Raw genomic sequence first — 21,468 nt, forward strand, 5'->3', positions numbered from 1 at the left:
GTCAGCGGACCCGGCCGCGCGGTTTGAGCCGGGCGGTCGGGAGCGCGGGGGCGGGCAGCGGGTCGCCGTCGGCGACCGTGCCGAACAGCGCCCCCTCCGACCACTCCTTGCGGAACGCCTCGATCTCCTCGTGCGAGCGGCCCACGAAGTTCCACCACATCACGATCTGCTCCTCGAACGGCTCGCCGCCGATCAGCAGCAGCCGTCCTCTCCCCGACACGGGCACCGAGGAGCGCCCCTGACCGAGGTAGAGCAGCGGACCCACGGGAAGCGCGGTCTCGTCGACGGTCAGCGATCCGGTCAGCGTCAGCACGGCGTGCTCGAACCCTGGCGCCAGCGGCAGCTCGGCCAGGCCGTCGACCGACACCTCGGCGCCCACCAGCGGCGTGTACGCGCCGGCGGGCGAGCGCACCCCGTCGAAGGCACCCATGAGGACCGTCGCCTCGTAGGAGGCGCCGCGCGCCACCGGCAGGTCGGCGTGATGCTCGAAGCCCGGCGGCACCTGCCTGGCGTGGTCGGGCAGCGCCACCCACAGCTGCACGCCGTGCAGCTCCATCTCGGGAGAGCGCTCCGAGTGCGAGATGCCCCGCCCCGCCGTCATCAGGTTGAGCTGGCCCGGCCGTACCAGCTGGAGGCTGCCCAGGCTGTCGCGGTGGACGACCTCGCCCGACACCAGCCAGGTGACGGTCTGCAGGCCGGTGTGCGGGTGCGGTGGCACGCTCATCGCGGTCGTCTCGGGACCGTAGTGGTCGACGAAGCACCACGCGCCCACCATGCGCCTGCCCACGGCGGGCAGCGTGCGGGTCACCGTCATGGCGCGCGGCCCGCCGAGGGCGACCTGGTGGCCCGTCACCAGCTCACGCACCGGCTCGCCCGCCGCGCACACCAGCTCGCGCGGGTCCTGCTCCACGTTGCTCACGAGAGACCTACAGCGTGGAGGCCCCGTCCTTCAGGGCGGGAAGGAAATGCGGTGCAGAGGGGCACTTCGATCTCCAGATTTTGTCGGTGGCGGTCGGTAGGTTGATCGGCATGCCCCGCTACCGCCTTCAGCCGACGCCTGCCCAGGAGCAGGTGCTGGCCGAGCATTGCGGGCACGCCCGGTTTGTGTGGAATCTGGCCGTGGAGCAGCACCGGCACTGGAAGCTCGGACGTAAGAGCGCGCCGGGCTTCGCCGAGCAGTGCCGTCAGCTGACGGAGGCTCGGGCGGCGTTCGCGTGGCTGCGCGCCGGATCGATCATCGTCCAGCAGCAGGCGCTCAAGGACTTCGCCCAGGCGACGGCCAACTACTTCGGCCACAGCCACCGCAAACCGACGTGGCGCAGGCGCGGGCAAAGTGAAGGCTTCCGCATCGTCGCGGTCAGGCCCGCCGACGTGCGGCGGCTGTCTCGCCACGTGGGCGCGGTGAAGATCCCGAAGGTGGGGTGGGTGCGGTTTCGCTGGTCGCGCTCGGTCCCGGAAGGGGTGAAGTCCTACCGGGTCACCCGGGATGCGGCGGGGCGCTGGCACCTCGCGTTCGCCGCCATCCCCGAGCCGATCCCCGCGCCCGGCACGGGCGCGGTGGTGGGCGTGGATCGGGGTGTCGCCGTGTCGGCGGCGCTGTCGACCGGCGAGCTGCTGCGCGCGCCTGCGCTGCGGGAGGCGGAACAGGCCCGGCTGGTGCGGTTGTCGCGGAGGCTGGCCCGAGCCGAGCGCGGCTCGAACCGCCGGGCGAAGGTCAAAGCCGCGATCGCCCGGCTCAAGGCGCGTGAGAGGGACCGGCGCAAGGACTGGGTCGAGAAGACCAGCACCGACCTGGCCCGGCGTTTCGATGTGATCGCCGTCGAGGATCTCAAGATTTCCAGCATGATCCGGTCGGCCAAGGGCACCCTGCGGGTGCCCGGCCGGAACGTCGCGGCCAAGGCGGGCTTGAACCGGGGCATCCTCGCCGCCGGCTGGGGCCGGCTCGTGCAACGTCTGGAGCACAAGGCACCCGGACGGGTCGTGAAGATCAACCCTGCGTACACGAGCCAGCGTTGCTCGGCGTGCGGGATCGTGGATGCCAAGGCGCGCGAGAGCCAAGCCGCCTTTCGGTGCCGGTCCTGTGGATACGCCGCCAACGCCGACGTGAACGCGGCCAGAAACATACGCGATACCGCCGCAGGGCATGCGGTGGTTGCGCGGGGACGCTCCGGGTTGCCGGAGCGGACGAACCGCGAACCTCAACCTGTCCTCCTCACAGTGTAGGGACGGGTTGGAATCCCTCGCCTTAGGCGGGGGAGGATGTCAACCTACGACTGTAGGGCCTGCCACCAGGCGTCCACGGCCGGGTGGGAAGCGGTGTCGACGAGCTCCCCAGGGCGCGGCACCACGATGTCGACGTCGCGCGCCTTGGCCTCGCGCCACAGCCGGTCGACCGGCTCCGACCACGGGTGCAGCGCCAGCGTGAACGTCGCCCAGTGCACGGGCAGCAGCAGCGATCCGCCCAGCTGGACATGCGCGTTCACCGCCTCCTCCGGGTTCATGTGGATGTCGGGCCAGGCCGCGTTGTAGGCGCCGATCGGCATCAGGGTCAGGTCGAAGGGGCCGTGGTCGGCGCCGATCTTGGCATAGCCCTCGAAGTAGCCCGAGTCGCCCGCGTAGAACACCCGCCGGTGCGCGCCCGCGACGACCCAGGAGCCCCACAGCGTGTCGTTGCGCCGGAGGGAACGCCCCGAGAAGTGGCGGGCGGCCGTCGCGACGAACCGCAGGCCGGCGACCGTGGTCTCCTCCTCCCAGTCGAGCTCGACGATCCGGTACAGCGGGACGCCCCAGCGCTCCAGGTGCGCGCCGATGCCGAGGGGGACCAGGAACGGTGCCCTGGAGATGCGGGTGAGCCTGCGCACGGTGGCCAGGTCGAGGTGGTCGTAGTGGTCGTGGGAGATCACGATCGCGTCGACCTTGGGCACCGCGTCCAGCGGGACCGGCAGCGGGTGGTGCCGCCGGGGGCCGACGAACCTCGTGGGCGAGACCCTGTCGCTCCACACCGGGTCGAACAGCACCCGCCTGCCCTCGATCTCGACCAGCGTGGAGGCGTGGCCGTACCAGACCGCGTTCAGTCCCGTGGCGGGCGGCTCACCCACGGGGGGCGTGCGCAGCGGGATCGGCCCCGGCGGACGGCGCGACTCCCTGTCCTTGGCCAGCTCCCTGAGCAGCCCGGGCGAGGGCGCGGCGAGGCTGGTCGGCTCGGGCATCGGGTTGTGGAAGACGCCGTCCTTGAACTGCGGGGAGCTGCGGATCCTGCTCGCGCGCTCCTCGCCCGAGGTCAGCGGGCGCACGCCGAGCTCGGCCGGGACATCGCGCAACGCCCATCCGGCCACGGCCAGGGCCGCACCGCCCGCGAGAGCCCGCCGTACCGTCCGCATACCTGCCATCGCTCACACTCCAGAAATCAGTCTCCCTCCAGGACAACTGCTCCCGGAGGCCCACGTGTTCCTGGCTACGACGATATATCGCGATATGTTGGGGTGAGCGATGGGGGTGATCGTCAGGTCAGCCTACTCGTCGATCAGCGGGAAGCCGCGCTCCGACCACAGCGCCCTGGAGGCCGCCTCCGGATCGCGGACATCCGAGGGCTCCACGTCGAAGATGTGGGTCGAGGCCGCCACCGGCTCGTAGGCGGGCCAGCCGGGATCTCCCGTCCTGGCGAAGCGCGTCCACGCGGTGCGGAACTGCCTCGACATGGCCTCGGCCTCGGGCGCGCCCCTGATGATCCACCCGGCCAGCGCGCCGTTCACGGTGCCGAAGGTGAGCGGGACGTCGAGGGCGTGGCAGGCGCCCAGCTCGGTCGGCGCCCAGGTCAGCTCGTAGGCGAAGGTGGGGCCCGCGTGCGCGTCGGCGAGCAGCGCGCTCGGCATCCTGAACAGCCAGTCCGACAGCACGACGTTGTACAGCTCGACGGCGTCCGCGTCCGGATGCGCGGTGCGGTAGACGACGTCGGCGTCGGGCAGCGCGAACTCCTTCAGCGCCTCGGCCAGGTCGCGCTCGGTCGCGGGCGGGGCCATGGCGGCGAACATCCTGAACTCGTCGCGGTTGAATCCCACGACCAGCTCGACCTCGCTGCCGGCGCCGTCCGCGAAGGCCTCCCACGGCGTCGCCGGCAGCACCTCGCCGTCCACGACGGGCGAGAACGGCACCGTCACGCCCTTGCGGCGCGCGGCGAAGCGGCGCGCGGCGGCCAGCAGCTCCTCGGGCGAGCAGTCATGCGCCGACCGGCCGACGAGCAGCTCGTGCGTCACCCTTCGCGCGTAGGCGGTGCTGTAGAAGGTGCCCGGCACGCTCTGCGCGATCGCGCGCCTGAACAGCCCGCGCGCCATGGGCATCGACATCAGCGCGGCCACCGAACCGGCTCCCGCCGACTCGCCGAAGATCGTGACCTGGCCCGGGTCGCCGCCGAAGGCCGCGATGTTCTCCTGCACCCAGCGCAGCGCCGCCACCTGGTCGAGGAGACCCCGGTTGGCGGGCGCCCCCTCCACGTGGCCGAAGCCCTGCATCCCGACGCGGTAGTTGAAGGTGACGACCACCACGCCCTCGGCCGCCAGCAGCGCGCCGTCGTACTCGCCGAGGTCGGCCGAGCCCGCCTGGTAGGCGCCTCCGTAGATCCACACCATCACCGGCAGGCCGGAGCCGCCCTCGTCGGGTGTCCAGACGTTGATCGTGAGGCACTCGAGGCCCTCGGCCGAGCTCCACTCGGGCACGCCGGGGGCGATGGCGACCTGGGCGGGCCTGGGGCCGAACGCCGTCGCCTCGCGCACGCCGTCCCACGGTCGGGCGGGGACCGGAGCCGCCAGCCAGTGCTCGCCGTACGGGGCCAGGGCGAACGGGATGCCCTTGAAGACGGACAGATCGCCCTCTCTCGTGCCCCGCACCCTTCCTGCCGTTGTGTGCACCATGACCGTCAGTCTGATCACCTCCCGGAGAGGTCGGAAGCCCTCCTTCCGCTGGGCGGAAACGGCCACGGATTGGGCAGGCAGCGCTGCAGCGACTTCGACTGCTGCATCATGACGGGGGCGGGTCGGCCGCGGCCGGGACAGTGGACGTGGTGGTGACCGAGCCCGTGGCCGACCTCGTGGTTGATCACGTACTGGCGGTAGCCCTCCAGGTCGCCGCGATACTGCTCGACGCCCGTGGCCCAGCGCAGCGCGTTGATGACCGACCTGCGGCCGTTCCAGCACGACAGCTCGCCCCCCGTGCGCAGCGGCCGGCACTCGCGGTTGGTGGTGACGGGGCTGGTCAGCGCGACGCTGAGCCGTACGGGGCCGTGGTCGACACGTAGGAAGCGGCCCCAGCCGCGCGGATCGTTCAGCGTGGCGTGCACGCTGGCGGCGAAGTCCTCGCCGTCGAAGGGCAGGCCGCGCTCGACCTCGACCAGGTAGCGCACCACGGGCCCGCGGCCCTTCCTCGGCGCGTCCGTGCCCGCGACCACCGCGTAGCGCCCGGTCGCCCTTCTCGGCACCTTCACGTACGGCACCGGCGCGCCCCCGTGCGGCGGTTGCGCTCGCTTGGGTCCGGCGGAGACGGCGGGGCGGCGCCCCGGGCCCGAGGTAGGCAGAGACGCGCAACCGGCCAGTAGGAGGGCCACCGCGCCCAGCGCCACAACGCGCACGTCATCCCCCAGATGATCGTTCCATCGGGGGAGAACTTGATCATACGGCGAAGGGCGCCAGGTCCATCGCAGGCTCCTCGCCGAGGGCCAGGGCGGCGGCCAGCAGGCCGGCGTACGGCCCCGCGGTCAGGCCGTACGCGCTCAGCCCCGTCACCGCGACCACCCTGTCGGCGACCCTGGCGATGAGCGGCCTGCCGGTGGACATCACGGGACGCAGACCCACTCTGGTCTCGGTGACCGTCGCCGCCGCCAGGCCCGGCGCGACGGCCAGCCCCGCGGTCAGCACCTCGCCGAGACCCGCCACGGTGATCCGCGGATCGAAGCCCACCTCCTCCACCGTCGCCCCCACGACCACCCGCCCTCCGGGAAAGCCCAGCAGGTACGGCCCTCGCCTGGGCAGCACGATCGGCCACGCCGACGTGTCGGCGCCCTCCACCGTGGCGTGCACGATCTGGCCCCTTCGCGGGAAGACGGGCAGATCGACGCCCAGCGGCCGGCACGCCTGCCCGGTCCACGCCCCTGCGGCGACGATCACCGCGTCCGCCTCCAGCCGCGTACCCTCGGCGGTCGTCACCGCTCCGTCGGCGGTGAGGGCGGCGGCGCCGCCGTGGACCGTGGCGCCCTGCCGTACCGCGGCCTGGAGCAGGCCGTCGCGCACCGCGCGGCCGTCGACGCGGGCCGCCCCCGGCACGTGCAGGGCCGACAGCTTCGGATCGAGCGGCGGGAACAGCTCCGCGGGCCTGGCCACCTCGGTGATCTCGCCCATCTCGGGGGCGTCGGCGTACCTGGTGGCCAGCAGCGCCCGCACCGGCTCCAGCTCGGCCGGGTCCTCGGCCACCAGCAGCGCGCCCACCCTGGCGTGGCCCACGCTCGCCGGTAGTTCGGCGTAGTGGCGCGCGCCCTCGACGGTCAGCCGGTACCAGTCGTCGTCATCCTCGTGATCGACCCACGGGCAGACGATGCCCGCGCCCGCGGCCGTCGCCGCACCCGCCTGGCCACCGTCGACGACCGTCACGCCCACGCCCCTCAGGCCCAGGTGGTAGGCGGCGGCCGCCCCGACAATTCCGCTCCCGATCACGGTGATCCTCATGTCCCGATGATCTCAGACGGGTTAGGTTGGGCATGGAACCCTCGAAGCGGAGGTGGCGCAGGTGGCAGTCGTCCTCATCGGCACGATCGACACGAAGGGCCGCGAATACGCCTGGCTGCGGGAGCGGCTGACCGAGCTCGGCAGCGAGGTGATCATCGTCGACGCGGGCGTCGGCGAGGAGAGCACCGGCCCGGCCAGCTCGTTCGGGGCGCCGGCCACCGCGTCGGCCGAGGACGTCTCCAACGTGCGCGTGGCCGCCGCCGGCGGCGCCGACCTCGCCGAGCTGCGGGCGGCGGGCGACAGGGGAGCGGCCGTCACCGTGATGGGCGAGGGCGCGGCGAAGGTGCTGGCCGAACTGCTCGAGGAAGGACGCGTGGACGGAGTGCTCGCGGTCGGCGGGAGCGGCGGGTCCTCGATCGCCGCGCGGGCCGTGCGCGACCTGCCGATCGGGCTGCCCAAACTGATCGTCTCCACGATGGCGTCGGGGGACGTCTCGCCCTATGTCGGGGCGAAGGACGTCACGATCATGTACAGCGTGGTCGACATCGCGGGGATCAACCGCGTCTCCCGCCTCATCCTGGGCAACGCGGCGGCGGCGATCGCCGGCATGGCCGCCGCCTGGGCCGCCGCATCCGAGGCCGCTGCGTCTTCGGCGGCCGCTTCCGCGGGCTGGTCCTCCCCGGCCACGTCGTCCTCGGCCGGCGCCCCCGCTGGTGGCGCCGGCTCAGGGGTTCCGACTGCGGGGCCTTCGGCTCCGGGGCCGTCGGCTACGAGCGCTTCGCTTGCGGGGGCCCCGCCGGAGGGGGAGCGGCCGTTGGTCGCGGCGTCGATGTTCGGCGTCACCACGCCCGCCGTCGACGCCGCCCGCGAACGCCTCACCGAGCTCGGCTACGAGGTGCTCGTCTTCCACGCCACCGGCTCGGGCGGCCGCGCCCTCGAGGCACTGGCCGCCGACGGACTGCTCGCCGGCGTGCTCGACCTCACCACCACCGAACTGGCCGACGACCTGGTCGGCGGTGTGCTCTCGGCGGGGCCCGACCGGCTCACCGCGGCGGGACGGCGCGGCGTGCCCCAGGTGGTCGCCCCCGGTGCGCTCGACATGGTCAACTTCGGGCCGCGCTCGACGGTTCCCGAGCGCTTCTCCGACCGGAACCTGTACGTCCACAACCCCACCGTGACGCTCATGCGCACCACCCCCGCCGAGATGGCCGAGCTCGGCCGCCGCGTCGTCGCCAAGCTCGCCGCCGCCACCGGGCCCACCGCCCTGTTCGTCCCGCTCCGCGGCGTCTCCGCGCTCGACGCGCCCGGCCTGCCGTTCCACGACCCCAAGGCCGACGACGCGTGCTTCGCGGCGCTCGGTGACTTCCCCGGCACGACACGGCTCGACCTGCACATCAACGACCCGGAGTTCGGCCGCGCGATGGCCGACCGGCTGCACGACCTGATCAGGGGTGAGGGATGAACCGCCAGACCGTACTCGAACGGCTTCGCCGTACCGTCTCCGCAGGCAAGCCCGTCATCGGCGCGGGCGCCGGCACCGGCCTGTCGGCCAAGTGCGCCGAGGCCGGTGGCGTCGACCTCATCATCATCTACAACTCGGGGCGCTACCGGATGGCGGGCCGCGGTTCCCTGGCCGGGCTCCTGCCGTACGGCGACGCCAACCAGATCGTCGTCGAGATGGCGAGCGAGGTCCTGCCCGTCGTGCGTGACACACCCGTCCTGGCCGGGGTGTGCGGCACCGACCCGTTCAGGGTGATGCCGCGCTTCCTCGACACGCTCAAGGACATGGGCTTCGCCGGCGTGCAGAACTTCCCGACCGTCGGCCTGTACGACGGGGTCTTCCGGCAGAACCTCGAAGAGACCGGCATGGGCTTCGACCTCGAGATCGAGATGATACGGCTGGCGCACGAGCGGGAGCTGGTCACCGCCCCCTACGTCTTCACCGCCGCCCAGGCCCGCGCCATGGCCGAGGCGGGCGCCGACGTCCTGGTGCCGCACGTCGGCCTCACCACCAAGGGTTCGATCGGCGCGGGCACCGCCCTCACCCTGGACCAGGCGGTGGCCGCCGTCCAGGAGATGCGCGACGCCGCCGCCGAGATCAGGCCGGACATCCTCGTGCTGTGCCACGGCGGGCCCATCGCCGAGCCGTCCGACGCCGCCTATGTCCTGGCCCGCACCAAGGGGGTGGTCGGCTTCTTCGGCGCCTCCTCCGTCGAGCGGCTGCCCACCGAGCTCGCCATCACCGCGCAGGTGGCCGCCTTCAAGAATCTGGAGATCTAGATGCTCGTGAGCCCCTCCCAGGTCCCCACGATGACCTTCGACTGGGGGTCGATCAAGTGGTTCGTCACACCGTCCGCGATCCCGGGGGCGGGCAGCACGCTCGGCGAGGTGATCGTCAATCCCGGACGCGGCCACGCCCGGCACAACCACCCGAAAGCCGAGGAGATCATCTACGTGATCTCCGGTGAGGCGACGCAGATGGTCGACGACGGCGAGCCGTTCCCCATCAGGGAGGGGGACACGGTGCACATCCCGGCGGGGGCCTTCCACTCGACGTTCAACACCACGTGGCGGCCGTTGCGGTTGATCGTGACGTACACGCCTGGCGGGGAGGAGAAGGCGCTGGAGGGCGCCCCCGACTACTGCCTGCACGAGGCCGGCACAGTCGCGGAGTGGCGCCAGGCCTGAGCGTTCGATCCCAGCGCGCCGGGACCGAACGGGTGGCGGCGGTGCGCCGGGTCCGAACGGGGTGGCGGCGTACGCAGCCCCGAACGGCGGCGGGCTGGCGCCAGGTCCCTCACCCGTCGGCGGCCCACCCGTGCGTGCGCATGAGCGTCTTCGCCACCACCGCGAACCTGTCGCGATGCAGCACGGCCCCCTCCCGCCGGATGTCGTCCTCGTCCAGCGCGAACACCCGGTCGAGCCGCAGATACGACACCCGCCCGTCGCTGCCCCACGAGCCCAGCTCGAGCCACTCCGGACCCTCGTCGCCCCGGCTCGACAGCATCATGGCGAGCAGCCTGCGCCCGTGCCGCCCCACCACCAGCAGCGGACGGTCCTTGCCCCGATCCGGGTCCTCCTCGTAAGGCACCCAGGCCCACACGATCTCCCCTGGGTCGGCCATGCCGTCCAGGTCGGGAGAGTAGGCGAGGGCCGCGGCCCGATCGATCGAGTAGATCTCTTTGACAGCGCCACGCAGCGGGCGCGGGTCATCCTGGTGATCTCGCACATTCGGAGCCTAGACCACACCCCGCTTTCCACGGTCATGACCTTGTCGACCTCACCTCATGGCAGCAGGCCGGCCTTCCGGCCCCACAGCCGATCCGTACGCGCTCGCGCTCGCCATCGTCGACACCCTCCTGCCCCCGGATGAGGGGTTCAGTGGATGTTCAAAGGAGGCCCAGGTCGGCCCGCCGCGCCCGTGCTGGTCTGCGCAATCGCTCGTGTTGAACCTGCTCGCCTCGATCAGCCCATGAACTGACCGCTACCGGCGCCGACCAAGGTCAGGACGGGTCCTGGTCCGACCGAGCATGGTCGTCCACGTCACAAAAGGTCGGTCGTGCTCGCCTGTCGGTCACGTTCGCCGGCCGCGTTCCGTCAGAGCGGTGAGGGACGCAGCCCCCAAGGGGGATGGCGTCGTAACCGATCGGCAAAGGGACATGACGTTGAACGAGATCCAGGTACAGGGCACTGTGGCGGAAGGCTTCGAGGAGGTGCGGCAGGAGTTCGCCGCGGTCGTGGCCAAGGAGCGGGGAGAGTCGGGCGCGCAGCTCGCGGCCTACGTGCGCGGCCGGCGGGTGGTCGACCTGTGGGCCGGAGAGGAGGTGAGCGGCGAGTCGTTGACCGGGGTCTTCTCCTCGACCAAGGGCGCCGCGACCCTGGTCGTCGCGCTGCTCGTGCAGGACGGGGTGCTCGGCCTGGACCAGACGGTCGCGCATTACTGGCCGGAGTTCGCCGCCGCCGGCAAGGGCGGCATCACCGTCCGGGACGTGCTCACACACCGCACCGGACTGGTGGGGGCGGAGGGCGGGTTCCCGTTGGCGGAGCTCGCCGACGACCGGCTGATCGCCAAGCGGATGGCGGGTCAGCGGCCGCTGTGGAGGCCGGGGTCAGCCCACGGCTACGGCGGTTTCGTGACCTTCGCCATCGTCGGCGAGGTGGTGCGCCGCGTCACCGGGCGCTCGATCCAGGAGCTGTTTGAGGAGCGGATCCGCTCGCCGTACGGGCTGGATCTGTATCTGGGGCTGCCCGAGGCGCTCGAACCCCGGTACCTGCCGGTGTTGCCGTGGCAGGCCGCGCCGGAACAGCAGGCCGCGTTCGAGGCGAACTGGGTCGCGCCAGGCGCCATCAGCCCGCACAGCATCGCCGGGATCTCCTACAACTTCAGCTTTTTCCAGCCTGCTGACGTGCTGGACTTCCCCAACCACCGCATCGTGCGCGCCCTGGGCCAGGCCTCGGGCGGCGGGGTGGGCAGCGCCCGCGGACTGGCGGCCCTGTACGCGGCCGCCATCTCCGAGGTGGACGGCCAGGCCCCGCTGCTGGAGCCGGAGACCCTCGCCGAGTTCTCCATGATCCACTCGACGGGTAAGGACCTCGTGGGCGGCGAGCGGGCCCAGTACGCCCTCGGCTTCAAGGCCGTGGGCATGTCCTACCCGTTCCTGAGCGCGAACGCCATCGGCCACGACGGCTCCGCGGGATCGGAGGCATTCGCCGACCCCATCACCGGCGTCGCCTACGGGTACACCCGCCGTCGAGCCGCCTTCGGCTTCCACGCCCCGGAGAACCACCGGCTGGCAGCCGCGGTTGTGCGAGCAGCCACCGCAAGCGCCTAGCGCGAGCCATCCGCCCGAACACCTCGAAGGATCACCATGAAACGACTGCTTGCGATGACGCTTGCCTGTTTGATCGTGCCTGCCGCGCCCGCTTCGGCGCAGCCGCGCTGGGCAGGCGCGTGGGGCGCCGCGCCCCAACCGCCCAACCCGGGAGTGAATTCCCCCAACGTGTCGCAGAAGGGCTTCGACCACCAGAGCGCCCATGCTTCGGCGAAAGCGAACAGGCGCGCTTCGGGCGTGACGTGCTCGACCAGCCGGGCGTGCGCAGCGTCATCATCCAGGGCGGCCTGAACGATCTCGGCCACCCGCTGTGGGACAACGAGTGCAGCAGGCCGAACCCGGTGGTGACCGCCGCCGAGCTGATCAAGGGCTTGCGAAACATGATCGAGGCGGCGCACCAGCGGGGGATCAAGGCGATCGGCGCGACCATCACCCCCATCCACGGCACCTACTTCTACAGCCCGCACGGTGAGAGCGTCCGCGAGGAGGTCAACACCTGGATCCGCAGCAGCGGCGCCTTCGACGCGGTGGCCGGCTTCGACCGCGCTCTGGTCGATCCCCATCCTGCCGACCCGCAAAGGCCAGGGCCCAACCCCGCCCTGACCTCCGAGGACGGCGTGCACCCCAACGACGCCGGATACCAGGCCATGGCCGACGCCATCGACCTGGCCGCCCTCTAACCAGAGGCCATCGGTCACATCCCCTTTCCGCGCGAACCTTCGTCGCCACCCTCCGGCCGTTCACCACGGGGAGTGTGTGGGTGGTGATGCGGTGGCGAGGGTGTGCTCCAGGTCGGTGCGCAGGATGTCGTAGGTTGGGGCCAGGGCGCGCAGGGTCTGGGCGGCGGTGCGGGTGTCGCCGGTGGCCAGGGGGTGCTGCAGGGCGCCGACGAGGCGGGCCTGGCGGGCCAGGGTGGCTGCCGCGGCGGTGCATCCCACGCGGCGCAGGCACGTGGCGGCGTCGGCGAGGCGCCGGGCGCCGACGCGGACGGCGAAGTGGATGAGGTGCTCGCGTAGTTCCTCGTCGCGGGCGTCGAGCCGGTCAGCGAGGGCGAGGGCGGCTTGGCCGTTGGCGAGGCTGCCCGGAGGCGCGGGCAGCTCCGGGTCGGCGGTGAGCCAGGTGATCGCGCGGGGCAGGGTGGCGGTGACGGCGGTGGTGGCGCTGATGTCGGTGACCCGGGTGAAGCCGGTGCGCATGGTGTATGGCCGGCCGTACTCGACCGTGTCGGCGCGCCAGGCATCCATGAAGTCGGTCAGCGGCAGCTGCGCGTAGGGGTAGCCCTGGGGGTCGTGCAGGGTGATGTGGTCGCCCTCGACGTCGAGGGCGATGAGGTAGTGGTCGGCCCCGATGGGGCCGGTTTTGCCTGGCTGATAGCGCAGGTGTCCCATCTCGACCGGGCCGACCATGACCGGCCCGCCCTCCAGCAGCGAGGCGAGCCGGTCGAGCGCGCTGTCCGCGTCACCTCCGCTGAGTGTGCGCGCGGTCCAGCCGAGGGCGGTCAGGGCGTCCTCCACGCCGGTCTCCGGTGTCCAGCCGTAGGGGTCGAAGAACGGCAGTGTGCCGCCGACGAGCTGCATGCCGAACGGGCTGCCGGTCACGGTCTCGATCACAGCCGGCTCGGGCGCGTCGGCTCCCATCATCATGGCCAGCGAACTCGAGTAGCAGTACGGCCCGGAGCCCAGGTACGGAATGTGGATCACCGCGGCAGCGTGCCAGTTTTCCCTGGAAAACGCCACCGCGCTCGGCCGAACAGGTGACCGACGGGAGGAGTCACCGCTCCAGGCCAGTGAGGTCGATGCGGGCCAGCCGGTCAGGGTCGGTCGACCGGCCAGGCCTGCCGGGTACGTCGCTGAGTCGCTCGTCAGGCGTCCAGGACCGCCAGATGGAGCCGGCGAAGGCGGGCGGGGTCGGCCAGGATGTCGATGGCGACGATCTTTCCGTTCGCGATCGCGAAGCTTATGACCGACATCGGCTGCCCTTCCACTGTGTTGACAAGCCCCGCCGCGCCGTTCACCAGAGCCGGTTGCGTGGAGTAAGCCGACGCGAACCGCTGGAAGGTGCTCGCCTGCCCGGCCACGGCCGCCGCGCCGTGGATCTCCGTCCAACCGCCTTCGGGGATCGCGCCGCGGTCGGCGCGCAGCACCACGTCGGGGTCGAGCACGGCGACGAGCGCCCCGAAGTCGCCGGCGCGCGCGGCGGCCTGGAACGCGTCGACCACCTGGCGCTGGAGGGTCAGATCGGGGTCGGGCACCGGGGCCGCGCCCCGCACGCGGCGGCGGGCGCGGCTGGCCAACTGCCTGGCCGCGATCGGTGAGCGCCCCACGATCGGGGCGATCTCATCGAACGACACCCCGAACATGTCGTGCAGTACGAAAGCCAGCCGCTCGGCGGGATTCAACGACTCCAGCACCACCAACAGCGCCAGCCCGACCGAGTCGGCGACCAGCACCTCGTACTCAGGATCGACCCTGTCGGCATGGCTCACGATCGGGTCCGGCAGATGCGCCTCCAGCGGGTCCTCGCGCCGCGCGGTGCGGGAGCGGAGCATGTCAAGACAGACCCGGCCCACGACCGTGGTCAGCCAACCGCCCAGATTCTCCACCTCGCTGGTGTCGGTACGGCTGAGCCGTATCCAGGCTTCCTGGACGGCGTCGTCAGCCTCGCCGAGGGAGCCCAGCATCCGGTAGGCCACCGCTTTCAGATGGGTGCGGTGTGCCTCGAATCGGTTCGCGAGAAATTCTTGCTCGTTCATCGGTCACGTCCTCTTGTCGGGGTCCGTCATAGCGGTGACGAACGAAACCCCGTCGGTGTGACCACCACGGACATCGAGACACCTCGCGGAGGAATCACCATGCAAGCACGGATGAGGAACCCGGCATACGTCCTTCCTGACACGATGCAGGGCATTCAGCTCCTGATGAAGTCCATGGGCCAGGGCGGCGTGCCGGAGCAGACGATGGCGCTTGTCGGGCTGCGGGCCAGCCAGATCAATGGCGGCGGCGCCTGCGTCCATGTGGAGGCCATCGGCGCCAGGGAGGCCGGCGTCAGCGACGAGCGGCTGCTCGCGCTGCCGGCTTGGCGGGAGACCCCGTTCTTCACCGACGCGGAACGGGCCGCGCTGGCACTGGTCGAGGCCGCCACCAGGCTCGCCGACCGGCCAGGAGACGCGGTCTCCGACGAGCTCTGGGAGGAATTCGCCGCCCATTACGACGAGCGGCAGCGCGCGGCTCTGATCCTCTACATCGCCACCGGCGCCTTCTTCAACACCATCAACGCCACCATCAAGGAGCAGGCTGGCACGACCTGGACCTGATCGGCACCCGGCAGCGCGGCTGCCTTGAACCCGCGCACCACAACCGCTCTTGGGGCGCACAACCCCAAGAGCCCTCTCCACACACACTTGGGAAAGTCGCATGTCTCTGCACGAGGAAGCCAACCTCACCGCCCCGCCGCCTGCACGACGCAAGCTCGGCCTGGCGCTCCTGGTCATCGCCGCGGCGCAGCTCATGATCGTGCTGGACGGCACCATCGTGACCGTCGCCCTGCCCAGTATCCAGAACGCGCTGCGTATGGCGGAGTCCGACCTGAACTGGGTGCTCACCTCCTACGCGCTCGCCTTCGGCGGGCTGCTGCTGGTCGGCGGGCGGGCGGGCGACCTGTTCGGCCGCCGACGGCTGTTCCGCCTCGGGCTGGTCGTGTTCCTCCTGGCGTCGCTGCTCGGCGGGCTGGCCGGCAACGGGACGGTGCTGATCGCCGCTCGCGTGCTGCAGGGTCTGGGCGCCGCGGTCGTCGCGCCTACCGCGCTGTCGTTGCTGGCCACCACGTTCCCGGCCGGACCGGCCCGCGACAAGGCGCTGGGCGTGTACGGGGCGATGGGCGGGCTCGGCGCGGTGGTCGGCCTGCTGCTCGGCGGCGCGCTCACCGAATACCTCAGCTGGCGCTGGATCATGTTCGTGAACATCCCGTTCGCCATCGCCGTACTGCTCAGCACGAGCGTGCTGGTCGAGGGAGAGCGCGAACGGGGCGGTCTCGACCTGCCTGGCGCGATCACCGCCACCCTCGGCCTCGGCTCGCTCGTCTTCGCCATCAACCGCGCCGGCCAAACAGGCTGGAGCGACGGTCTCGCCCTCACGTTCGACGCCGTCGCGGCCGTACTGCTGATCATCTTCGTGCTGATCCAGCGCCGCGGCACGACGCCGATGCTGCCGCCGACGGTGCTGGCCGATCGCGGCAGGCTCGGGGCGAACCTCGTCATGTTCCTCATGGGCGGCGGCATGCTGGCCACCTTCTACTTCCTCACCCTCTACATGCAGGTGATCAAGGGCTACGCGCCCATGCTCACCGGCCTGGCCTACCTGCCGTTCGCCATCGGCATCGGCATCGGCGCCGGCGCTGTCGGTCCTCCGATGCTGGCTCGCACCTCGGATCGGACCGTCACGATGACGGGGCTGCTGCTGGCAGCCGTCGGCATGGCCTGGTTCAGCCTGCTCACCCCTGACCAGAACGCCCTGACCGTGCTGCTGCCCGCCCAGTTGGCCGCAGGCATCGGGCTGGGCCTCGTCACCGTCGCTGTCACCATCGCCGGCGTACGCGGCGTCGCCGACCAGGACACCGGCATCGCCTCCGGGCTGATCAACACCACCCAGCAGATCGGCGGCGCGCTCGGCCTCGCCGTACTGGCCGCCATCGCGACTGCCGCCGCTCAGACCCAACCGACCGGGACTCCGGCTCCCGACGCGCTCACCCAGGGCTACACCACCGGAATCCTCGCAGGCGGCGCCCTCTACCTGGCGGCCGTCCTCGTCGCGGCCCTCACGCTCAAGCGGCGCACCGATCAGGCCGCTTGACATCGCAGGCGAAAACCATGAGTAGGAGGCTCGACATGACAGCAAGCCGGGGAAGGCACGACATCGCCGAGACCACAGCCAGCAGGGCCGTCATCCTGATCACCGGCATTTCCGCCGCCGGCAAGTCCACCGTCGCCCAGGCCCTGGCCAAGCGGCTGCCCAGGTCCGCACACGTGCGCGGCGACACCTTCCGCCGCATGGTGGTCAACGGAGGCGCCGAGATGACCCCCGATCGGACGGACGAGGCGGTGCGCCAACTGCATCTGCGCTACCGGATCGCGGCCAGCTCCGCTGACCTCTATTTCGAGGCCGGGTTCACGCCGATCGTCCAGGATGTGGTGCTTGGCGAAGACCTGGAGCGCTTTACCAGGATGATCCGCAGTCGCCCGCTCCATGTCGTGGTGTTGGCGCCGTCCGTGGAAGCGGTGGAGCGGCGCGAGCGGGAGCGGGACAAGACGGGATACGGCGACTGGACGGTCGCTGCCCTCGATCACGTGCTCCGACACGACACCCCGCGCATCGGCCACTGGCTCGACACCAGTGACCAGAGCGTCGACCAGACCGTTGACGAAATCCTGAAGACACTCGAGCGATCATCTGGGTGAACGGCCTTCAGATGGGGGCGGTGCGCCAGTTCAAAGCCCCACATGACGCGGTTGTTCGTAGACCCCCTGACTCAGCCATGGGTGTTCGAGTTATGGGGGAAGTCGGTAGCGCTTCGGCGTTCCAGGTTTCGCGCTGCACCGGCCAAGCTGCTCACCTTGCTCGCCGACGCCCTCCTTGAAGGGGGGTGGTCTCCGAGGGACACCGAGTCACCTGCGTGGGCGCGGTCAGAGGCGCGGTCAGCTGCGTAGAGCTTCATGGCCGCGTACGGCGACGGCCGATCTGGTCGCCGTCACCGCCGACGGGCTCCACGGCAAGCTGCGCGGCACTTTGTTCCCCGAGCATCCGGCGCCCGCGCGACGGACTCGGTGGGAAGCTTCCTGCTACCGGGGGAAGGGTCCTGGGGACACGCCTGGGCGGTGGAGCCGCTGCGCGTCAGTGTGCGCCCCGGTTCGTCGGCTGCCGTGCGTGCCCTGCACGGGGAGCTGGACGCGTACACACCGCTGAGGTCCGCTCGGGCATGCCATACACCTCCCTCCCGGGACCGCAAGAAGATCAAGTGCCGACTGTGGTCGCCGCACCGCGACAGCATCAAGCGACGATCAAGCAACGTGAAGTAATTTCACGCCCTGCTTCGGCGTCCGGCGAGCCCGTGAACTCTCCAACGCCCGGGCTGCGATGTACCGTGCGGCGCATGGCTGATGTGTGGACGGCGGACGGCCGGGGTCTGCCATTCTTTGTCGATCCGTCTGCGACATAAACGGCCCAGACAGGAGGTGGTCACATGAGGCGTGTCAGACGAAGGTATGCGGCGATCGTCGTGGGCGTCGTGGTGATCGCCGCGGTCGAAGTCTGGCACCATTCCTGGCGGTTCTGGCCTCGGCCGCCTCACATCGACACTGCGCTCGCCGACACGGCCGGTCCGATCATCGACGGGCACCTTGAGACCTCACCCGACCTCACGTGGAAGACCATCCCCGGCGAACTGCATCCACGCTGGTTTTGCACTGAGAGACCGATCGAGACAACCCGGGACGGCTCCCGGACGCGGGTCGGACTCGAGGCGGAGTGTGGGGAATATGCCCGGCGCGGTGGTGACCTGCTCATAGGCGGCGCCTGGTCCGGTCCTCTGGTTGTGACGCTCGACCGGGGCAAGGTCGTTCACGTCCAGCAGCCGATCGACGGCGCCGGCTTCGTCCCCTCGGTGAACCGGATGTTCTCCGAACGAGGTGCCGCCGAATACTGGCGGCGCTACCGTCTGAAGAAGGAAATGGCCGCACCCGAAGACGAGGCTCGCGTCGCGTTCGGCCTACCACCTGGCACTCCGGTAAGGCACTTCTGACTCTCCGCGATCAGGAGAGCCAATCCAGGATCTGCCGGTTGACCTCGGTCGGCTCCTCCAGATGCAGGACGTGACCGCCCCCGGCGCGCGTGTGAAGGCGGAAACCCCGGCGAGGCGAGCCCGGTCCGTTTCCCTGCGGAGTGATGACGATCCTGGACGGCAGCCCCCACGTCGATTCGACGTCTCGTCGGGTGCCCCCCGAACGTCGCGCCGGGGTCAGGCCCGTCCTTTCGCGCCAGGGTCAGCTCGTCATGTGGTGTGGCGCCCGGCCCTTCACCCCCAGCCACCGCCGGTCATCAGGGAGCTTGTAGCATCAGCCGTCCGAAAGCGACCCGGAGGCCGCATGTTGTTCCGTTCTACGACCGAGGCAGACCTCGATCGTGTCACCGCGTTCGCGGTTGACGAGCCCGTCAGCTGGATTCCCGCCGATCGCTACCTGGCGGAGCTTGCCGAGGGGATGTACCGCCCCGAATGGACCTGGATCGCCGAGGACAGCGACAAGGTCGTGGGGCGTGCGCTGTGGTGGGGCCAGTCCGACAGCGAGCACCCGATCGCGCTCGACTGCCTGCACGTCGACCCGTCCGTGGCTGATCGCGCGGCCGTCGCCGCCGGGCTGCTCGCCGCGGGACACGCCGCGTTCGAAGAGCAGGGCGCCCCGAAGCCGCCGCTCTACAACCTGACGCTCCCCAACGGATGGCAGGACGACGAGGCCATCGCCTCCGCGATCGCCTGGCGCAAGGAGGCGGCCCTCTCGGCCGGACTCACCGACGAGGTGGAGCGCCTGCGGCTGGAGTGGACGCCCGAGATCGGGGTCCCGGAGTCCAAGGGACGCCTGCGCTTCGCCGAGGCGTCGGACGAGGAGTTCCTCGACGTCTTCCGGAGGATCGCCGTCGGCAGCCTGGACGCCGAGACGCGCAGGAACGTCGCCACCATGGGCGCCGACGCGGCGGCACGGGAGGAGATGGACTTCTACCTGGAGCGTCCCGGCAAGCGTGAGTGGTGGCGGCTCGCCTACACGCCGGACGGGGTGGTGGCGGGGCTGGCGATTCCCTCCGCAACGCCGTACAACGTGAATGTCGGATATCTCGGCGTCGTTCCGGAACTGAGGGGCCAGGGGTACGTCGACGACGTCCTGGCCGAGATCACCCGGATCCACGCGGAGAACGGCGCCGATCTGATCACGGCGACCACCGACACGACGAACGCCCCGATGGCGGCGGCGTTCGCCCGCGCGGGATACCGCAACACGCAGATCCGGCTGATCTTCTCAGCCCCCGCCGACTGACATCGTGCACATCCGGCCGCTCACCTTCACGCGAGCGGCGGACGGCCTGCCCCTTGCATCAGTGGCCTGCCCCACATCAGCGGCGTGCGCCCCACATCGACCGAGGCGCTCGCTCCCAGCCTGGCCCCGCTGGACTCCCGACCGGCAAGCGGCATCCTGACCTCCTGCGGGGCGTCTCGTGGAGGCCGATGGACGATGACGGCATCCACCTCTCCATCCCGAGCTCCGTGGGACGTCTCGTCGGGCTCTGAAGGAGGCGGTTGGCTCGTTGAGCTGATCACCCGTGGAGCTTTCTGGGGGGAAGATTCGTGACGGAGAAGGTGGCTCTCCACGCGGGCGTCCGCGGCAGGCCGTGACGGAGACTGCCGCATAGGCCCCATGCGGAGACGGCCACCCCACTTAGGCGTTGGGCTCCCACGAGCCATCGGCTGGCTGGTCGCGACGGAGACGGGTGTCGGATCTGTGCCTCCGCCCCTGAGCTGAGCTCCCCGCACGACGTGTCGCCTCATCCTCCGTCGGCTGGTTCGACGTGGCGGCGGAGGTTGGCGAGGTGGACCCGCCATCCGGCGCGATGGTCGGCGGCGAGAGAAGGGCCGTCGGGGAGGCGGTCCCAGCCGGTCTCCGTGATGCGAACCTCCGTGCCCGACCCCCGCGGCGTCAGTGTGATCTCGACATCCGTCGCGGCTTCCTGCCCCTCGTCGGCCCAGCTGAACGCCAGCAGCGCGGGCTCGTTCGCATGCGTCACCTCGCCGCGCGTCACCGCGGGTTCGCCGTGCTCGTCGGTCCAGCGCTCCTCGAGGGAGCCGCCCGCCACCGGTTCGAGATACAGGTAGTGCCACCATTCGCCGCGATCGTCGTGGTCGGCGAAGGCGCGCCACACGCGCTCGGCGGAGGCGGCGACGACCGCGGACTCGTCAACGCTCATGGGCGGAACTCCCGGTGAGCAGGCGCCGCAGCGCGGTGGGTGTGTGTCCGAGGTGACGGCGGACCGTGCGGGTGAGATGCGCCTGGTCGGCGAAGCCGAGCTCGACGGCGAGCGCGGCGAGGCTCGTCGCGCCGTCCTCCAGCCGATCGAGCGCGCGCCCGACCCGCACCCGGTTGCGGTAGTGGGTGAGAGACACGCCCATCTCGCGGGTGAAGGACCTGCTCAGTTGGTACGGCGAGGCGCCCAGCAGCTCGGCCAGCGGGATGAGCCCGTCGGCGGCCGGATGGCCTGCGGCGATCGCCTCACGCGCGGCGGTGACGAGCCGCGCCTTGGCCGCTGTCGCGGTGGGCCGCGTGGAGTCGGTCGGCTGCGGAGAGGGGGACTGCCTGAGCACGGCGGACAGGAGCCGGAGGAGACGTTCGGTGAGCGCGAAGCCGGGGTCGCCGCTCCGGGTGGCGGTGAGGAGGGCGCGGTGCGCGAGCTCGACCCGGGCATCGACGTACACGGTTGGGCGGATCCTGCCACGGCCGTCGCCGGTCAGCGATCGCCACAGCGCGGGGGACAGACTGAGCGAGGTGCACACGTCGCCGCCCGCGGGATGCGCGAACCGTTCCTCCTCGCCGGGGACTCCCAGGTAGGCCATCGTCGGGTCGACCAGAGAGGCGACGTCGCCCGTCATGCGCCTGAACCTGCCGGTGCGGACGAGCACCAGCCTATAGTCGTCGCCGACCTCGGGCGAAGACCATCTCCGGTGGTCGTCGACGCAGGTCACGGCGGTGACCGTGAAGCCGGGCCCGATGCCCAGGCGGCGAGCTGAACGCATGTGGCGTACGTTACGCGGCGGCACTGACATTTCTTGGGACAGCCTCAGCGGACCCTTGAGGCCCTATGGGTGCGGGCCGCGGATGAGCCACCAGGGTCTCG

22 protein-coding genes are annotated in these 21,468 nt (G+C 71.0%); 11 read left to right on the plus strand and 11 right to left on the minus strand.

The features are described 5' to 3' along the window. Position 1 precedes the first annotated feature (1 nt). On the minus strand, positions 2-919 hold the full coding sequence (locus H4W81_RS11630) for a pirin family protein (RefSeq protein WP_318781678.1): 918 nt from the start codon (positions 917-919) through the stop codon (positions 2-4). Between the two features lie 110 nt (positions 920-1,029). Here H4W81_RS11630 and H4W81_RS11635 point away from each other — a divergent pair, with 110 nt between their 5' ends. After that, positions 1,030-2,223: an RNA-guided endonuclease InsQ/TnpB family protein gene (locus tag H4W81_RS11635; protein WP_192774816.1), complete on the plus strand. Its 1,194-nt coding sequence runs from the start codon at positions 1,030-1,032 to the stop codon at positions 2,221-2,223. Between the two features lie 44 nt (positions 2,224-2,267). Here H4W81_RS11635 and H4W81_RS11640 read toward each other — a convergent pair whose 3' ends face one another. The 4 genes from H4W81_RS11640 to H4W81_RS11655 all read right to left on the minus strand — a co-directional run bounded on the left by H4W81_RS11640 (position 2,268) and on the right by H4W81_RS11655 (position 6,710). After that, entirely contained in the window at positions 2,268-3,389 is a 1,122-nt protein-coding gene (locus tag H4W81_RS11640) for an MBL fold metallo-hydrolase (RefSeq protein ID WP_192774817.1), read from the minus strand. Positions 3,390-3,512: 123 nt separating this feature from the next. Next, positions 3,513-4,907 (minus strand): carboxylesterase/lipase family protein, encoded by a 1,395-nt coding sequence (locus tag H4W81_RS11645; RefSeq protein WP_192774818.1) that lies wholly within the window; start codon positions 4,905-4,907, stop codon positions 3,513-3,515. 14 nt (positions 4,908-4,921) lie between these two features. Next, positions 4,922-5,485: a DUF3152 domain-containing protein gene (locus H4W81_RS11650; RefSeq protein WP_318781679.1), complete on the minus strand. Its 564-nt coding sequence runs from the start codon at positions 5,483-5,485 to the stop codon at positions 4,922-4,924. 175 nt (positions 5,486-5,660) lie between these two features. Then, entirely contained in the window at positions 5,661-6,710 is a 1,050-nt protein-coding gene (locus H4W81_RS11655) for an NAD(P)/FAD-dependent oxidoreductase (protein ID WP_192774820.1), read from the minus strand. A gap of 61 nt (positions 6,711-6,771) precedes the next feature. Here H4W81_RS11655 and H4W81_RS11660 point away from each other — a divergent pair, with 61 nt between their 5' ends. From H4W81_RS11660 to H4W81_RS11670, 3 genes are read left to right on the plus strand one after another with little or no spacing between them, the layout of a single operon-like run. Next, entirely contained in the window at positions 6,772-8,172 is a 1,401-nt protein-coding gene (locus tag H4W81_RS11660) for a Tm-1-like ATP-binding domain-containing protein (protein WP_192774821.1), read from the plus strand. Next, complete coding sequence (locus H4W81_RS11665) at positions 8,169-8,990, plus strand: phosphoenolpyruvate hydrolase family protein (protein WP_192774822.1); 822 nt, start codon at positions 8,169-8,171, stop codon at positions 8,988-8,990. The genes H4W81_RS11660 and H4W81_RS11665 overlap by 4 nt, the downstream gene beginning before the upstream one ends. Further along, positions 8,991-9,398 carry a cupin domain-containing protein gene (locus tag H4W81_RS11670; RefSeq protein ID WP_192774823.1) on the plus strand — a complete coding sequence of 136 codons (408 nt, stop codon included), beginning with the start codon at positions 8,991-8,993 and terminating at the stop codon, positions 9,396-9,398. Positions 9,399-9,507: 109 nt separating this feature from the next. Here H4W81_RS11670 and H4W81_RS11675 read toward each other — a convergent pair whose 3' ends face one another. After that, a complete protein-coding gene (locus H4W81_RS11675; protein WP_192774824.1) occupies positions 9,508-9,939 on the minus strand; it encodes a type II toxin-antitoxin system PemK/MazF family toxin in 432 nt (143 codons plus the stop codon). A gap of 436 nt (positions 9,940-10,375) precedes the next feature. On the opposite strand from H4W81_RS11675, the gene H4W81_RS11680 reads away from it, so the two are divergent. Further along, positions 10,376-11,542, plus strand: a complete 1,167-nt coding sequence (locus tag H4W81_RS11680) for a serine hydrolase domain-containing protein (protein WP_225958563.1) — start codon at positions 10,376-10,378, stop codon at positions 11,540-11,542. Here the strand turns inward: H4W81_RS11680 and H4W81_RS49250 are convergent. After that, entirely contained in the window at positions 11,539-11,847 is a 309-nt protein-coding gene (locus H4W81_RS49250) for a hypothetical protein (protein ID WP_192781466.1), read from the minus strand. The genes H4W81_RS11680 and H4W81_RS49250 overlap by 4 nt on opposite strands. On the opposite strand from H4W81_RS49250, the gene H4W81_RS11690 reads away from it, so the two are divergent. Next, the gene (locus tag H4W81_RS11690; RefSeq protein ID WP_318781680.1) at positions 11,803-12,222 is read left to right on the plus strand and encodes a GDSL-type esterase/lipase family protein; all 420 of its coding nucleotides are present in this window, start codon (positions 11,803-11,805) and stop codon (positions 12,220-12,222) included. The two genes, H4W81_RS49250 and H4W81_RS11690, sit on opposite strands and share 45 nt — an antisense overlap. A gap of 60 nt (positions 12,223-12,282) precedes the next feature. On the opposite strand, the gene H4W81_RS11695 is transcribed toward H4W81_RS11690, so the two are convergent. Further along, complete coding sequence (locus H4W81_RS11695; RefSeq protein WP_192774827.1) at positions 12,283-13,242, minus strand: hypothetical protein; 960 nt, start codon at positions 13,240-13,242, stop codon at positions 12,283-12,285. A gap of 161 nt (positions 13,243-13,403) precedes the next feature. Further along, the gene (gene sigJ, locus H4W81_RS11700; RefSeq protein ID WP_192774828.1) at positions 13,404-14,294 is read right to left on the minus strand and encodes an RNA polymerase sigma factor SigJ; all 891 of its coding nucleotides are present in this window, start codon (positions 14,292-14,294) and stop codon (positions 13,404-13,406) included. A 111-nt stretch (positions 14,295-14,405) separates the two neighbouring features. Between sigJ and H4W81_RS11705 the strand changes: the two genes are divergently transcribed. The 5 genes from H4W81_RS11705 (at position 14,406) to H4W81_RS11725 (ending at position 19,619) form a co-directional block, all read left to right on the plus strand. Beyond that, positions 14,406-14,855: a carboxymuconolactone decarboxylase family protein gene (locus H4W81_RS11705; RefSeq protein WP_225958564.1), complete on the plus strand. Its 450-nt coding sequence runs from the start codon at positions 14,406-14,408 to the stop codon at positions 14,853-14,855. 100 nt (positions 14,856-14,955) lie between these two features. Next, complete coding sequence (locus H4W81_RS11710; RefSeq protein WP_192774830.1) at positions 14,956-16,389, plus strand: MFS transporter; 1,434 nt, start codon at positions 14,956-14,958, stop codon at positions 16,387-16,389. A gap of 35 nt (positions 16,390-16,424) precedes the next feature. Further along, the gene (locus H4W81_RS11715) at positions 16,425-16,994 is read left to right on the plus strand and encodes an AAA family ATPase (RefSeq protein ID WP_192774831.1); all 570 of its coding nucleotides are present in this window, start codon (positions 16,425-16,427) and stop codon (positions 16,992-16,994) included. Between the two features lie 782 nt (positions 16,995-17,776). Beyond that, positions 17,777-18,334 carry a hypothetical protein gene (locus tag H4W81_RS11720; protein ID WP_192774832.1) on the plus strand — a complete coding sequence of 186 codons (558 nt, stop codon included), beginning with the start codon at positions 17,777-17,779 and terminating at the stop codon, positions 18,332-18,334. 343 nt (positions 18,335-18,677) lie between these two features. Next, entirely contained in the window at positions 18,678-19,619 is a 942-nt protein-coding gene (locus tag H4W81_RS11725) for a GNAT family N-acetyltransferase (RefSeq protein WP_192774833.1), read from the plus strand. Positions 19,620-20,124: 505 nt separating this feature from the next. Here H4W81_RS11725 and H4W81_RS11730 read toward each other — a convergent pair. Then, positions 20,125-20,544: an SRPBCC family protein gene (locus H4W81_RS11730; protein ID WP_192774834.1), complete on the minus strand. Its 420-nt coding sequence runs from the start codon at positions 20,542-20,544 to the stop codon at positions 20,125-20,127. After that, on the minus strand, positions 20,534-21,367 hold the full coding sequence (locus tag H4W81_RS11735) for a helix-turn-helix domain-containing protein (protein ID WP_192774835.1): 834 nt from the start codon (positions 21,365-21,367) through the stop codon (positions 20,534-20,536). The genes H4W81_RS11730 and H4W81_RS11735 overlap by 11 nt, the downstream gene beginning before the upstream one ends. Positions 21,368-21,468: the final 101 nt, after the last annotated feature.

It is taken from the genome of Nonomuraea africana, from assembly GCF_014873535.1.
GTDB lineage: Bacteria > Actinomycetota > Actinomycetes > Streptosporangiales > Streptosporangiaceae > Nonomuraea > Nonomuraea africana.

What these genes read in the sequence shown, in the direction of transcription:
- H4W81_RS11635 (WP_192774816.1), top strand. Translation starts at nt 1,030, where the DNA reads ATGCCCCGCTACCGCCTTCAGCCGACGCCTGCCCAGGAGCAGGTGCTG.
- H4W81_RS11640 (WP_192774817.1), bottom strand. Translation starts at nt 3,389, where the DNA reads ATGGCAGGTATGCGGACGGTACGGCGGGCTCTCGCGGGCGGTGCGGCC.
- H4W81_RS11645 (WP_192774818.1), bottom strand. Translation starts at nt 4,907, where the DNA reads ATGGTGCACACAACGGCAGGAAGGGTGCGGGGCACGAGAGAGGGCGAT.
- H4W81_RS11655 (WP_192774820.1), bottom strand. Translation starts at nt 6,710, where the DNA reads ATGAGGATCACCGTGATCGGGAGCGGAATTGTCGGGGCGGCCGCCGCC.
- H4W81_RS11665 (WP_192774822.1), top strand. Translation starts at nt 8,169, where the DNA reads ATGAACCGCCAGACCGTACTCGAACGGCTTCGCCGTACCGTCTCCGCA.
- H4W81_RS11670 (WP_192774823.1), top strand. Translation starts at nt 8,991, where the DNA reads ATGCTCGTGAGCCCCTCCCAGGTCCCCACGATGACCTTCGACTGGGGG.
- sigJ (WP_192774828.1), bottom strand. Translation starts at nt 14,294, where the DNA reads ATGAACGAGCAAGAATTTCTCGCGAACCGATTCGAGGCACACCGCACC.
- H4W81_RS11705 (WP_225958564.1), top strand. Translation starts at nt 14,406, where the DNA reads ATGAGGAACCCGGCATACGTCCTTCCTGACACGATGCAGGGCATTCAG.
- H4W81_RS11710 (WP_192774830.1), top strand. Translation starts at nt 14,956, where the DNA reads ATGTCTCTGCACGAGGAAGCCAACCTCACCGCCCCGCCGCCTGCACGA.
- H4W81_RS11715 (WP_192774831.1), top strand. Translation starts at nt 16,425, where the DNA reads ATGACAGCAAGCCGGGGAAGGCACGACATCGCCGAGACCACAGCCAGC.
- H4W81_RS11720 (WP_192774832.1), top strand. Translation starts at nt 17,777, where the DNA reads ATGAGGCGTGTCAGACGAAGGTATGCGGCGATCGTCGTGGGCGTCGTG.
- H4W81_RS11725 (WP_192774833.1), top strand. Translation starts at nt 18,678, where the DNA reads ATGTTGTTCCGTTCTACGACCGAGGCAGACCTCGATCGTGTCACCGCG.
- H4W81_RS11730 (WP_192774834.1), bottom strand. Translation starts at nt 20,544, where the DNA reads ATGAGCGTTGACGAGTCCGCGGTCGTCGCCGCCTCCGCCGAGCGCGTG.
- H4W81_RS11735 (WP_192774835.1), bottom strand. Translation starts at nt 21,367, where the DNA reads ATGCGTTCAGCTCGCCGCCTGGGCATCGGGCCCGGCTTCACGGTCACC.